Consider the following 13,691-nt stretch of genomic DNA (forward strand, 5'->3'; position numbering starts at 1 on the left):
CCCCCCCCGAAAACAGAAAGCCGCCCTTCCGGGCGGCTTTTCTTTTCCGCGCGGCCCGCGGCCCGCCGTCAGGGACGGCGCGCCAGCGCGGCCTCGTCCTTGGCCTTGGGCAGCAGGTCCTGCTTGGTGACCTTCAGCGGGCCCATCGTCAGCAGCGGGCAGGCCAGGAAGATCGAGGACAGGGTGCCGATCACCGCGCCGATCATCTGGCTCAGCGCCAGGCCTTCGAGCGAACCGCCGCCGTACAGGTACAGCGCCAGCACCGACAGGAAGAACACCAGCGCGGTGATGATGGTGCGCGACAGGGTCTGGTTGATCGAGCGGTCCATCACTTCCAGCGGCTCGGCGCGCAGGCTGCGGAAGTTCTCGCGGACGCGGTCGAACACCACGATGGTGTCGTTGATCGAGAAGCCCATCACCGCCAGCAGGCCGGCCAGCACGGTCAGGTCGAACTCGCGGCCGCTCCAGGAGAAGTAGCCGGCCACCACCAGCACGTCGAACAGCGTGGTCACCGTCGCCGACACCGCGAACTTCCACTCGAAGCGGAAGCCGATGTAGATCAGGAACCCGACCACCACGAACAGGGCGGCGTACAGGCCGTTGCGGGCCAGCTCCTCGCCCACCTGCGGGCCGACGAACTCGGTGCGCAGCAGGTGCGCCTGGTTGTCCGGGGTCGATACCGCGGCCAGCACGTCCTGCGCGGTGCGGTTGTTGGCGTCGGTGGTGGTCTGCCCGTCGCGCGGCTGCAACCGCACCAGCAGGTCGCTGCCGGAGCCGAAGCTCTGCACCTGGGCACCCTCGTAGCCGGCGGTGGCCAGCCGCTCGCGCACGCCGTCCACGTCCGCGGCGCGGTCGAAGCGCACCTCCACCACGGTGCCGCCGGTGAAATCCAGCGCGTAGTTGAAGCCGTTGATGGCAATGCTCGCGACCGAGGCGACGAACAGCAGCGCGGCGATGCCCAGCGACACCCAGCGCATGCGCATGAAGCCGATGCGGGTCTCGTTGGGGATCAGGGTCAGCGGGAAGATCTTCATGTGCGGTCCGTTCCCGTCAGATGGCCAGGGACTTGAGCTTCTTGCGGCGGGCGTACACCAGGGTGACGATCGCGCGCGAGACAGTGATGGCGGTGAACATCGAGGCCAGGATGCCGATGATCAGGGTCACGGCGAAGCCCTTGAGCGGGCCGGTGCCGAAGGCGTACAGGGCCACGCCGGCGATGATGCCGGTCAGGTTGGCGTCGAGGATGGTGCCGCCGGCCTTGTCGTAACCCGCGGCGATCGCCGCCTTGGCCGGCATGCCGGCGCGCAGCTCCTCGCGGATGCGCTCGTTGACCAGCACGTTGGCGTCCACCGACAGGCCGATCGACAGCGCAAGTCCGGCGAAGCCCGGCAGGGTCATGGTCGCGCCGAACAGCGACATCACCGCGACCACGATCAGCAGGTTGAACAGCAGCGCCACGCCGGTGATCAGGCCGAACATGCGGTAGTACACGCCGAAGAACACCAGGGTGAACAGGAACGCGTACAGCACCGCGGTCACGCCGCGCTCCACGTTCTCCGCGCCCAGGCTGGGGCCGACGATCCGCTCCTCGACGAAGTCCATCGGCGCGGCCAGCGAGCCGGCGCGCAGCAGCTTGGCCAGCTCCTCGGCCTCGGTCTTCTCCAGGCCGGTGGTCTGGAACTGCTTGCCGAACACGCCCTGGATGTTGGCAATCGAAATCACCTCCTCCAGCACGCGGAAGCTGCGCACCTCCTCGCCGTTGACCATGGTCACCGTGGGGATGCGTTCGGTGTACACCACCGCCATCGGCTTGCCGACGTTGGCGCTGGTGAACTCGAACATGCGGTCGCCGCCGACGTTGTTCAGGGTCACGCTGACCGCGGGCTGGCCGTTCTGGTCGATGCTGCTGGTCGCCGCGACCATCTGGTCGCCGGTGACGATCACGCGCTTGCTCAGCAGGACCGGCTCGCCGGTGCCGCGGCGCTTGAAGATGCGTGCTTCCGGCGGTACCCGGCCGCTGGCCAGCGCGTCGGCGGCATTCCCGTCGATCTGGGCACGGTATTCCAGGGTCGCCGTGGCGCCGATCATGCGCTTGGCCGCGGCCGTGTCCTGGACGCCGGGAAGCTGGACCACGATGCGGTCGGCGCCCTGGCGCTGGATGATCGGCTCGGCCACGCCGAGTTCGTTGACGCGGTTGCGCAGGGTGGCGATGTTCTGCTCGATCGCCGAACCGGCGATGGAGGTCAGCTCGGTCTCCGGGATCCGCACCACCAGGCGGTTGCCCTCGCCCTCGATGCTCATGGTCGGCATGACCTTGGCCAGCTGCGCGCGCGCGGCGACCGGGTCGGCATCGGACGCCAGGCTGACGGCGATGCTGTGGTCGGGCCGGCGGTCCACCGCGGTGTAGCGGATGCGGTTGTCGCGCAGGGTCACGCGCACGTCTTCGACGTAGGCGTCCACGCGCTTCTCCAGCGCGGCCTTCTGGTCGACCTGGAGCACGAAGTGCACGCCGCCCTGCAGGTCCAGGCCGAGCACCATCGGCTGCGCGCCCAGGCGGTCGAGCCACGGCGGCACGTTGGACGCCAGGTTCAGGGCGACGGTGTAGTTCTCGCCGAGGTTGCCGCGCAGCGCGTCCGACGCCAGGGTCTGTGCGCCGGCGTCGGGCAGCCGTACCATCAGGCTGTCGCCTTCGATGGCGACCGACTTCGGCTGCACGCCCGCGCCCTCGAGGTAGCCGCCGATGCGGGCCTTCAGCGCGTCGTCCAGCACCGCGCCGCGGTTGCCGGTGACCTGCACCGCGTAATCGCTCTGGAAGACGTTGGGCAGCGCGTACAGGACGCTCAGCGCCAGCACGAGCAGGATGACGAAGTACTTCCAGCGGGGAAATTCGAGCATTGCGGGACCCCGCGCGGCCCCGCCCCGCGGGACCACGCTCAGCGGTGGGACGGGAGGATCAGGCGGACTTCAGGGTGCCCTTGGGCAGGACGTTGCCGATGGCGCCCTTCTGCACGCGGATGCGCACGTTGTCGGCCACCTCGATGGTGACGAAGTTGTCGCCGATGTCGGTGACGGTGCCGGCCACGCCGCCCGAGGTGATGACCTCGTCGCCGCGCGACAGCTTGTCGAGCATGGACTTGTGCTCCTTCTGCCGCTTCATCTGCGGGCGGATCATCAGGAAGTACATGATCGCGATCAGGATGATCGGGAACAGCAGCATGCCCATGCCGCCGCCCTGGGGCTGGCCGCCGGCGGCCTGGGCGTAGGCGGTCGGGATAAGGAGGTCGAGGAAGCTCATCGGGATCGTCCGGTTCTGCGGAAAATAGCCGCGGAGTATGCCATAGGGGCGGTCCGGCCCGGTTGCAAGGCCCCGTCTGTGACCCGGTCCGCGGCCCCGGGTTCCCGGCGGCCGCGGGCCGCGCTCAGGCCGGGTCGGCCGGCGGCTCGGCCCCGCGGGCGGCGTAGAAGCCCGCACGGAACGCCTGGAAGCGCCCGGCGGCGATGGCCGCCCGCATGTCGGCCATGAGCTTCTGGTAGTACCAGAGGTTGTGCAGGGTGCCCAGCATCGGGCCGAGCATCTCGTTGCAGCGGTCCAGGTGGCGCAGGTAGCTGCGGGTATAGCCGCCGGCGCAGGCCACGCAGCCGCAGCCGGGCTCGATCGGGTCGAGGTCGCGCTCGTACTTCGCGTTGCGGATCCGCACCGTGCCGAACGAGGTGAAATAGTGGCCGTTGCGCGCGTTGCGGGTCGGCATCACGCAATCGAACATGTCCACGCCGCGGGCCACGCCCTCGACCAGGTCCTCCGGCCTGCCGACCCCCATCAGGTAGCGCGGCCGGTCGGCCGGCAGGCGCGGGTGCAGGTGCTCGAGCATGGCGTTGCGCTCGTGCTCGGGCTCGCCCACCGCCAGGCCGCCGATCGCATAGCCGTCGAAGGCGATTGCCTGCAGCCCGTCCAGCGAGCGGCTGCGCAGGTCGGGATATACGCCGCCCTGGACGATCCCGAACAGCGCCGCGTCGTTGCCCAGCCCGTCGTGCGCGTCGCGCGAGCGCCGCGCCCAGCGCAGGCTCAGCTCCATCGAGCGACGGGCCACGTCCTCGTCGGCCGGGTACGGCGTGCATTCGTCGAAGATCATCACCACGTCCGAATCGAGCACCTTCTGGATCTTCATGCTCTCCTCGGGGCCGAGGAACACCCTGGCGCCGTCGGTCGGCGAGGCGAAGGTCACGCCCTGCTCGGTGATCTTGCGCCGGTGGGCCAGCGAGAACACCTGGAAGCCGCCGGAGTCGGTGAGGATCGGCCCGTCCCAGCGGGTGAAGCCGTGCAGGCCGCCGTGGTCGCCGATCACGTCCAGGCCCGGGCGCAGGTACAGGTGGAAGGTGTTGCCGAGGATGATCTCCGCGCCCAGTGCGCGGACCTGGTCCGGCAGCACGCCCTTGACCGAACCGTAGGTGCCCACCGGCATGAACGCGGGGGTCTCGACCGTGCCACGCGGGAAGGTGAGGCGTCCGCGGCGCGCGGCGCCATCGGTGGCCTGGAGCTGGAACTGCAGTCGGGACATGGTCGGCACGGGCAAAAACGGCCGCCATTGTCGCATGGCGCGCGCGGACGACCGGCCGGATGCGCCCCGGGCGCCGGGGATTCCGCCCGTCCTGCGGCGGCCGCTAGGGCACCGGCTGGCCCCACAGCAGCATCGCGTCGCCGTAGGAGAAGAAGCGGTAGCGCTGCTCCACCGCGTGCCGGTAGGCCTCGAAGATCCGGTCCTTGCCGGCGAACGCCGACACCAGCATCAGCAGCGTGCTTTCCGGCAGGTGGAAGTTGGTCAGCAACGCATCGACGCTGCGGATCCGGTAGCCGGGGAAGATGAAGATCCGGGTCTCGCCGGCGAACGGCGCCAGCTCGCCCCCGGGCATCGCCTCGCTCCTGCGCCAGGCACTCTCCAGCGCGCGGACCACGGTCGTGCCCACCGCGACCACCCTGCCCCCCGCTTCGCGGGTGCGACGCACCTGGGCCACCAGTTCGGCGCCCACGTTGAGCCACTCGCTGTGCATGGCGTGCTCGCGGACGTCCTCCACCCGGACCGGCTGGAAGGTGCCCGCGCCCACGTGCAGGGTCACGTGGCCGAACTGCACGCCGCGCCGGCGCAGCGCCTCCAGCAAAGCCTGGTCGAAATGCAGGCCGGCGGTGGGCGCGGCCACCGCCCCGACCTGCTTCGCGAACACGGTCTGGTAGCGCTCGGCGTCGTCCTGGCCCGGCTCGCGGCGGATGTACGGCGGCAGCGGCAGCCGCCCGACCTTCAGCAGCCACGGCTCGAGCCCGCCCTCGACCTCGAAGCGCAGCCGGTAGAACTCGCCGTCGCGGCCCAGCACCTCGGCCTGGCCACCGCCATCGAGCGCGATCCGGCTCCCGGTCCTGGGCGACTTGCTCGCCCGCACCTGCGCCCGCGCCTGCTCTTCGGGCAGCAGCCGCTCGATCAGGATCTCCACCCGGCCGCCACTGTCCTTCTGCCCGAACAGGCGCGCCGGGATCACCCGGGTGTCGTTGAACACCAGCAGGTCGCCGGGCTGTAACAGGTCCGGCAGGTCGCGCACGTGCAGGTCGGAGAACGCCCCGCCGCCCGGGGGCACCAGCAGCATCCGGCTGGCCGAACGCTCGGCCAGCGGGGCCTGGGCGATCAGGTCCTCGGGCAGTTCGTAGTGGAAGTCGGACTTCTTCAAGGCGCGGCTTGGCGAGGCGGGAGCCGGCCATTGTACCGGCCCGTCCCGCCGGGGCCGGGCGGCGCTACCGCTCGAACTTGGTCGACAGCACGATCGCCGAGGACGTGCGCTCGACCCCGTCGATCGCGCCGATCCGGTCGGTCAGCACGTCCATCTGGTGCACGTCGCCGACCACCCCCAGCGCGACCAGGTCGTACGGCCCGCTGACCGACTGCAGCGCCCGCACTTCGGGGATGGCGTGCAGTTCCTTGACCACCGCGGCCATCTTCTTGGGGAACACGGTGATCATGATGTGCGCGCGGATGCGCGCCTGCTCCACCGCCTCGTCCACCCGCACCGTATAGCCGCGGATCACCCCGGCCCGCTCCAGCCGGTCGATCCGGCTCTGCACCGTGGTCCGCGACAGGTCGAGCCGCCGCGCGATCTGGGCGGTCGACGCCCGGGCGTCCTCGCGCAGCAGCGACAGCAGCTGTTCGTCGGCTTCGGTGATCTTCATTGCCTTGCCATCCGTCCGGCCGGTTTCGTCGTTTCGACGAAATTACCCAATTTCCTGCGCGGATCAAAGCTGCCAATCGACGATCCCATCCCGATAATAGGGAAAGACGCCCGCCAGGGCGCCCTGCCCCTTGCCGTTTCCGGGAGAACCGCATGTCCGTCCTCGCCCCCCTCGCCCCGCTGCGCGCCCACGCCGGCCAGCGCCTGACCGCCGGCCTGGACGATGCCACCGTCGCCCGACTGGTGCCCTCGCACCCCGACCTGGCCGCCGCGATCGAGGCCGCCGCGCAGGAGTACGCCCGCATCGCCGGCGACCTGCCGGCCCTGCTGGACCTGGACGAGGGCGCGCAGATCGACGCGCTGCAGGCCGGCTTCGTCAACTTCTACGCCGACGACTGCGTCACCCCGTACGTCGCCCTGGCCGCGCGCGGCCCCTGGGTGGTCAGCCTGAAGGGCGCGGTGCTGTACGACGCCGGCGGCTACGGCATGCTCGGCTTCGGCCATGCGCCGGCGGCCGTGCTCGAGGCGATGGGCCGTCCGCAGGTCATGGCCAACGTGATGACGCCGAACCTGGCCCAGTACCGGTTCAACGAGGCGCTGCGGCGCGAGATCGGACACACCCGCGGCGGCTGCCCGTACGCGCGTTTCATGTGCCTCAACTCCGGCTCCGAGGCGGTCGGACTGGCCACCCGCATCGTCGACATCAACGCCAAGCTGCAGACCGACCCGGGCGCGCGCCACGCCGGCGCGACGATCAAGCGGGTGGTGGTCAAGGGCAGCTTCCACGGCCGCACCGACCGCCCGGGCCTGTATTCCGATTCCAGCCGCCGCGCCTACGTGCAGCACCTGGCCAGCTACCGCGGCGAGGACTCGGTGATCGTGATTCCGCCCTACGACGTGGCCGCGCTGCGCCAGGCCTTCGCCGACGCGGCGACGAAGCACTGGTTCATCGAGGCGGTGTTCCTCGAGCCGGTGATGGGCGAAGGCGACCCGGGCCGCGCGGTGCCGGTGGAGTTCTATGCGGCGGCGCGCGAACTGACCCGCGAGCACGGCAGCCTGCTGCTGATCGACTCGATCCAGGCCGGCCTGCGCGCGCACGGCGTGCTCTCGCTGGTGGACTACCCCGGCTTCGAAGGCGTCGAACCGCCGGACATGGAGACCTACTCCAAGGCGCTCAACGCCGCCCAGTTCCCGCTGTCGGTGCTGGCGGTGACCTCGCGCGCCGCCGACCTGTACCGCAAGGGCGTGTACGGCAACACCATGACCACCAATCCGCGCGCGCTCGACGTGGCCTGCGCGACCCTGGCCCTGCTCACCCCGCAGGTGCGCGGGAACATCCGCCTGCGCGGCACGCAGGCGCTGCAGAAGCTCGAAGCGCTGAAGGGCGAGCTGGGCGGGCTCATCACCAGGGTCCAGGGCACCGGCCTGCTGTTCTCCTGCGAGCTGGCGCCGCAGTTCAAGTGCTACGGCGCCGGGTCGACCGAGGAGTGGCTGCGCCAGCAGGGCGTGAACGTGATCCACGGCGGCGAGAACTCGCTGCGCTTCACCCCGCACTTCGGCATGGACGAAGCCGAACTGGACCTGCTGGTATCGATGGTCGGCCGCGCCCTGCGCGAAGGGCCGCAGCGGGAGCAGGCTTCGGCGGCCTGAGCCGTCCCGCCCTGCCGATGCGCGAACGCCCGGCTGGACCGGGCGTTCGCGTTTCCGGGCGGCCTTACACCAGGCTATCGCGCGGGCTTGCCTGCCTGCGCCTCGTGCTTGTCGAACCGCTGCAGCGACTCCGCGATCCGCGCCCGCGCTTCGCCCGCATCGCCCCAGCCGGACAGCTCGACCGGATTGCGTCCGCCGGGCAGGTCCTTGTAGACGCGGAAGAATGCTTCGATCCGCTGCCGCTCGATCGCCGGCAGGTCGGCCAGGTCGCGGATGCCGGCGTAGGCCGGGTCGACCGTGTCGGTCGGCACGCCGATGATCTTCTCGTCCTGCTCGCCATCGTCGACCATGCGCAGCACACCGACCGGCCGGAACCTCAGCAGCACGCCCGGGGGCAGCGGCGCGCGGGCCAGCACCAGCGCGTCCAGCGGATCGCCGTCGCCGGCCAGCGTGCGCGGGATCGATCCGTAGTTGGCCGGATAGGCCACCGGCATCGACAGGAAGCGGTCGACGAACACCCGCCCGTCCTCGCCGGTCTCGTACTTGGTGGCGCTGCCGGCGGGGATCTCCACCGCCAGCAGCACCTCGTCCGGGGCCTGCGCCGGCTGCGCGGCGAGCAACGGATGGCGCACGTGCGGCTCCATCGCCTGCGCCAGCAACGGCAGGCCCAGCAGGATCGCCCCGGCGAGGCGGCGAAAGCCGCCGTGCGGGGCCGCCGCGACGCATGCCCCGGCCGCGGGCGAGGCGCCGGCACTCATTCCCAGCACCGGTCGGCACGCCCCTTCAGGGTCGTGGCGCGTGCGCAGTTGCGTTCGCCGATCCGCCCCTCGTCGATCTCGACCAGCGACTTCACCGCGCCGTCGTCCACCAGCTCGAAGGCGTCGTACAGGCGCCCGGTGGCGGTGCGCGCCTCGTAGCGCAGGCGGTCGCCGTCGATGCGCAACACCTGGAACAGCTGCGTGTCCTCGGCCACCGGGCGCATGGTCGAGCGCGCCTGCTCCGACAGCCGGTACTGCTTGGCCCCGGCCACGGAGACGACGAACACCGGCGTCGGTGCACCGTCCTGCAGGCGGCGGCCGTAGACATGGTCGTGGCCCTGCAGCACCAGGTCCACGCGGTGGCGGCGGATCACCGGCAGCAGGTGGCGGCGCAGCAGCGCGTTGTCGCGACCTTCGCGCGGCGAATAGAACGGCTGGTGGGTCACCACGATGTTCCAGCGCGCCGGGCTGGCCGCCAGCACCCGGTCCAGCCATTGCGCCTGCGCCCGGGCGGTGCCCAGGTCCAGCGCCGAGGTGCCGTCGACCACCGCCACGCGCACGTCCTGGTAGTCGAACCAGTAGCTCGTGCGCTCCGCGCCGGCCGCGCCGTTGCCGGGCAGCGCGAACTGCAGCGGCCAATGCGCGCCAAGCACGCGGCGTTCCCGCGGGGTGTCCTCGAACTCCTCGAAATACTCGTGGTTGCCCGGCGCCGGCGCGACCACCATCGAGGTCGGCAGCGCGCCGCCGGCCTCGAACCACTCGCCCCACTCGTTGTCGTCCTCGCCGTCGCCGCCGCTGACCAGGTCGCCGGCGAACAGCGCCAGGCGCGCATCGGGCGCATGCCGCATCGCCTCGCGCACCACGCGCGTGGTCAGGCTGACGTTCTTGTTCTGGGTGTCGCCGAAGTACAGCAGCGCCAGCGGCGCGCCCGCCGCCGGCGCGGTGCGGGTGTGGTGCCAGGCACTCCAGGTGCCGCCGCCCTGCACGCGCCAGGCATAGAGGGTGTCGGCCTGCAGTCCGTCGACGTCGGCGCGGTGGTGGTGGGCGGCGCCGTTCTCGGTCCGGAGCTCGCGCGAGCCGGCGACGACGCGGCGCGGCGTGCCCATGTCGGGCGAGTCGCCCGCCGGGACGATTTCCAGTACCGGCGCGTCGACCGCCACGGCCGTGCGCCAGGCGACCGCGAAGCCGGTCGACGCGTCCTGCGCCGGCGAGGCGACGATGCGGTCCGGGAACACGCCCGGCGCGTAGTGCACCGCCCCGGCCGGCACCCGCGTGTTGGGCTCCGGCCCGCGCGCGGCCTCCTGCGCGGACAGCGCGCCGGCGGCCGGCACGCACAGCCACGCGGCCAGCAGGATCGCGCGGGTGCGGCGGCGGCTCAACGCCGGCACTCCGGCAGCTCCAGCGCGGCGGCGATGTCGCGCCAGTCGAACGCGGCCACGCCCAGGTCCAGGTGCGAGGCGTAGAGCACGCCCTGCGGGAAGCGCGCGTCGCCGCGCTCGTCCAGCCACACGCCATCGGTCAGGCCGGTCTTCTCGCCCGCGAACGAACCGGCATGGGCCAGGCTGCGGCGGTCGAACAGGTGGAAAACGGTGCGGTCGGCGAACTGGTCGCTGGCAACCCACCAGCCGCTGCCGTCGGCGCAGCGCATCAGCGCGATGCCCTCGGCCTGGGCCACGTACTGGCCGGTGCCGACGTCGCGGCCGAGGTAGCGGCCCTGCAGGTCGTACTCGCGCAGCCGGGTCCCGGTCGGCACGTCTTCCTCCGCCACCAGCAGGCGGTTGTTGGCGGTGTCGCCGAACAGCGACTCCGGCACCCGGATCGCGCCGGCCGCGGTGGTATCGCCGAAGGTCCCGGCCGCGCGCGCCTTCCACGTGCCGCCGGTGCGTGCCACCTCGTAGCGGCGGAAACGGCGGTCGAGCTGGGCCAGCGGCGGCACGATGTCCTCGCCCTGCGCGTCCTCGCCCGCCATGTAGGCGTCGCTCACCAGCACGAGGTAGCCGTCGCCGCTGCGCTGCACCCACAGTCCGTACGGCTGCTGCAGGCCGTCCTCGCCGAACGCCAGCAACGGAGTGAAGTCCGGCAGCTGGAACATCTGTACCCGCCGGTTGTCGCGCTCGACCACGAACAGGTAGCGGTCGTCGATGGTGGCCACGCCGTTGGGACGCTGCAGCCGGCCCAGCGCCGTGCCGGTGCCGCCGACCGTGCGCAGGCGCTCGCCGGTGTCGCCGTCGTACACCACCAGCAGGTCGGTCGCCTTCGCGGTGGCGACCAGCATGCGCCGGCCGTCCTGGATCCAGCTGGCCGGCGAATCGATGTTGTCGTCGGGCGTGGACGCGGTGACGAACGCCTCCCTCACCACCACGTGCGGCACGTCATGGTCCCGCAACAGGATGTCGTCAGCCTCGTATTCGTCGGGCTCGCGGCCGTCGCCGGTGGCGGGCACGGTGGAACAGGCGGCGAGCAGCAGGGCGAAAGCCGGCGCAAGGCAGCGGAAGAGCATGCAGGTATCCCCGATGGAAGGTTTGGCGAATGCGGCGAATCCTATGAAGCAATTGTGACAAGCGCGCGTAACATCGCGGCGCGATGACAGGCCGGTTGCGTGTCACATCCGTGCCACATCGCGCGGTGAAAGTTCCGTTCATTTTCCACCCCCACGGAACGTCCACCCGATGAAGCGCACCACCCTCGCCACCGCCCTGACACGCGCACTCGCCTGCGCCGCCCTGCTGCCCGCTGGTGCGGCGTTCGCGCATTCCGCCACGCCCGACGGCACCGGCGACCCGGCGGGCGAGCCGCGCCAGCTCGACACCGTCGTGGTCCAGGGCGAGATCACCTACCGCAACCGCACCGCCGACATCGCCCCGGTGCTGTCCTACGACCTGGAGTACTTCCAGCGCTTCGAGCCTTCCACGGTCGGCGACATGGTCAAGCGCCTGCCCAGCGCCGTGTTCGTCTCCGACGTGCTCGAGTACGACGCGGTGCAGCTGCGCGGCCTGGCCCCCAGCTATACGCGGGTCCTGATCAACGGCAAGGACGTGCCGGGCGCCGGCGACGACCGTTCGTTCTGGGTCGACCGCATCCCCGCCGAGATGGTCGAGCGGATCGAGATCATCCGCTCCGGCAGCGCCAACCGCTCCGGCGACGCGATCGCCGGATCGCTCAACATCGTCCTGCGCGACGCCTACGAGTTCGACGGCGCCTACCTGCGCGTGGGCGCGATGCGCTACGACGACGGCGAGGTGCAGCCGACCTACGGCGGCGTGGCCTCCGGCGAGGCGCTGGGCGGCCGCATCCTGGCCGGCTTCAACGTCCAGGACCGCTACAACCCCAAGATCAAGCGCAGCGACCGCTTCGACAACCCGGACGACATGAACCTGGTGTCCTGGGAAGACCAGACCGACACCCGCGACGGCCAGGACTACTCCGGCAACGTCTCCTGGACCGCCGACGTCGGCCCCACCGGGCGCGTGTCGATCGACGGCTTCTACGTCAAGACCGACCGCGAGCAGGTCGAGGTCTCGCACGAGGAGGAGTACGACGGCGACGAAGTGGTCACCTCCGACGTCCCCGGCCTGGCCCGGATCGACCAGTCCAACTGGGGCCTGGGGATCGGGTACGTGCAGGACATGGCCGGCGGCACCACCGAGTTCGGCATCAAGTACGCCGGCTTCAAGGACCGCAGCAGCGAGAGCGAGGAGAAGATCGAATTCGTCGACGGCGAGTGGGACGCGCACGAGGCCGAAGCGCTGGACATCGACGCGGACGACCGCGAGACGGGGCTGAAGGTCGCGCACAAGCGCCCGCTTGGCGGCGCTTCGGCGAGCATGGAGTTCGGCGTCGACTACCGCGACAAGAACCGCGACACCACCCACGTCTACCGCGTGTTCGAGGCCGACGACGAAGGCGACCCGGTGGTCTACGAGGACGACGGCATCGTCCAGAGCCTGGTCACCGAGCAGCGGCTGGACCCGTACCTGATGTTCTCCGGTGGCGCCGGCGCGCTGTCCTGGGAAGCCGGCCTGCGCTGGGAGACCACCGACTCGGACATCACCTACCGCAGCGCCCTGGACGAGCCGGTCGAGACGGTGTCGCAGGACTACGACGTGCTGCTGCCGTCGGCGCACCTGAAGTGGGACGTGACCGGGGCCAGCCGCTTCAACCTGTCGCTGGCGCGCAGCCTGCGGCGGCCGGCGTTCAACGAGATCATCCCGGCGCTGCTGTCGGAGGAGTTCGGCGACAACGACTTCATCGGCAATCCGCTGCTGGAGCCGGAAACGGCCAACGGCATCGACCTGGGCTTCGAGCGCCAGCTCGGCGAGCGCGGCGTGGCCGGCATCAACTTCTTCTACCGCGATGTCAAGGACGTGATCGAACTGGTCAACACCGGCGTGCCCAACGAGACCGCCCTGGACGACTGGGCCGACGACGTCGAGGACTACATGGACGACAACGGCGTCGACCAGGACACCGCCGAGGCGGCCGTGCCGTTCGAGCCGAACAGCTTCATCTACACCATGGACAACGTCGGCGACGGCGAGGTCTGGGGCGTGGAGCTGGACCTGGCCACGCCGCTGACCGCGATCGGCCTGCCCAACACGGGCGTGTTCGCCAACTACTCCTGGCTGGACAGCGAGATCGAGGACTTCATCGGCAAGCGCCGCTTCAACAACCAGGCCAGGTACGTCTATAACGTCGGCTTCATCCAGGACCTGCCGGACCTGGCCGCCTCCTTCGGCGCCAGCTACCGCAAGCAGGGCGATGCGTTCTCGCGCGTGCTCGGCGAAGAGGTGCTCACCACCTACGACGGCGACCTGGAAGTGTTCGCCGAGAAGCGCTTCGGCGACAGCTTTTCGGTCCGGCTGAGCGGGACCAACCTGCTGGATGCGAAGAAGCGCGAGTACTTCAGCAAGTTCGACAACGAGGCCGACCAGGTCGACCGCGACTTCGACGAGTACGAGCGGGAGGCCGAATGGGCCGGCCCGCGCTACCAGCTGGTGATGCGCTGGTCGTTCTGACCGCCGCGGCGGTGCCTCGGGGAAGGGCCGGCCATCGCCGGCCCTTCCGCGTTGCGGGCTT

Annotated in this window: 11 protein-coding genes; 2 read left to right on the plus strand and 9 right to left on the minus strand. The window is 70.7% G+C overall.

Annotated features, from left to right (window positions below; genetic code table 11):
* Positions 1-68 precede the first annotated feature (68 nt).
* The 6 genes from secF to ACA089_RS06220 form a co-directional block, all read right to left on the minus strand.
* Positions 69-1,034 carry a protein translocase subunit SecF gene (secF, locus tag ACA089_RS06195; RefSeq protein ID WP_372014576.1) on the minus strand — a complete coding sequence of 322 codons (966 nt, stop codon included), beginning with the start codon at positions 1,032-1,034 and terminating at the stop codon, positions 69-71.
* Between the two features lie 16 nt (positions 1,035-1,050).
* Positions 1,051-2,895 (minus strand): protein translocase subunit SecD, encoded by a 1,845-nt coding sequence (gene secD, locus ACA089_RS06200; RefSeq protein WP_372014579.1) that lies wholly within the window; start codon positions 2,893-2,895, stop codon positions 1,051-1,053.
* Between the two features lie 58 nt (positions 2,896-2,953).
* Positions 2,954-3,295 (minus strand): preprotein translocase subunit YajC, encoded by a 342-nt coding sequence (gene yajC, locus ACA089_RS06205; RefSeq protein WP_372014582.1) that lies wholly within the window; start codon positions 3,293-3,295, stop codon positions 2,954-2,956.
* Positions 3,296-3,419: 124 nt separating this feature from the next.
* Positions 3,420-4,556 (minus strand): tRNA guanosine(34) transglycosylase Tgt, encoded by a 1,137-nt coding sequence (gene tgt, locus ACA089_RS06210; protein ID WP_372014585.1) that lies wholly within the window; start codon positions 4,554-4,556, stop codon positions 3,420-3,422.
* 103 nt (positions 4,557-4,659) lie between these two features.
* Positions 4,660-5,712: a tRNA preQ1(34) S-adenosylmethionine ribosyltransferase-isomerase QueA gene (queA, locus tag ACA089_RS06215; RefSeq protein WP_372014588.1), complete on the minus strand. Its 1,053-nt coding sequence runs from the start codon at positions 5,710-5,712 to the stop codon at positions 4,660-4,662.
* A 64-nt stretch (positions 5,713-5,776) separates the two neighbouring features.
* Positions 5,777-6,208 (minus strand): Lrp/AsnC family transcriptional regulator, encoded by a 432-nt coding sequence (locus tag ACA089_RS06220; protein ID WP_372014591.1) that lies wholly within the window; start codon positions 6,206-6,208, stop codon positions 5,777-5,779.
* Between the two features lie 152 nt (positions 6,209-6,360).
* On the opposite strand from ACA089_RS06220, the gene ACA089_RS06225 reads away from it, so the two are divergent.
* Positions 6,361-7,857, plus strand: coding sequence for an aminotransferase class III-fold pyridoxal phosphate-dependent enzyme (locus tag ACA089_RS06225; protein ID WP_372014594.1), 1,497 nt, complete (start codon positions 6,361-6,363; stop codon positions 7,855-7,857).
* A 74-nt stretch (positions 7,858-7,931) separates the two neighbouring features.
* Here ACA089_RS06225 and ACA089_RS06230 read toward each other — a convergent pair whose 3' ends face one another.
* The 3 genes from ACA089_RS06230 to ACA089_RS06240 all read right to left on the minus strand — a co-directional run bounded on the left by ACA089_RS06230 (position 7,932) and on the right by ACA089_RS06240 (position 11,115).
* Positions 7,932-8,501, minus strand: a complete 570-nt coding sequence (locus ACA089_RS06230) for an inorganic diphosphatase (RefSeq protein ID WP_372017686.1) — start codon at positions 8,499-8,501, stop codon at positions 7,932-7,934.
* A gap of 110 nt (positions 8,502-8,611) precedes the next feature.
* On the minus strand, positions 8,612-9,994 hold the full coding sequence (locus ACA089_RS06235; RefSeq protein ID WP_372014597.1) for a purple acid phosphatase family protein: 1,383 nt from the start codon (positions 9,992-9,994) through the stop codon (positions 8,612-8,614).
* Positions 9,991-11,115, minus strand: a complete 1,125-nt coding sequence (locus ACA089_RS06240; protein ID WP_372014600.1) for a phytase — start codon at positions 11,113-11,115, stop codon at positions 9,991-9,993. The genes ACA089_RS06235 and ACA089_RS06240 overlap by 4 nt, the downstream gene beginning before the upstream one ends.
* Before the next feature lie 169 nt (positions 11,116-11,284).
* Here ACA089_RS06240 and ACA089_RS06245 point away from each other — a divergent pair, with 169 nt between their 5' ends.
* Positions 11,285-13,630, plus strand: a complete 2,346-nt coding sequence (locus tag ACA089_RS06245; protein WP_372014603.1) for a TonB-dependent receptor plug domain-containing protein — start codon at positions 11,285-11,287, stop codon at positions 13,628-13,630.
* The last annotated feature ends 61 nt before the right edge of the window (positions 13,631-13,691 follow it).

Source organism: Pseudoxanthomonas fibrivorans (assembly GCF_041464125.1).
GTDB lineage: Bacteria > Pseudomonadota > Gammaproteobacteria > Xanthomonadales > Xanthomonadaceae > Pseudoxanthomonas.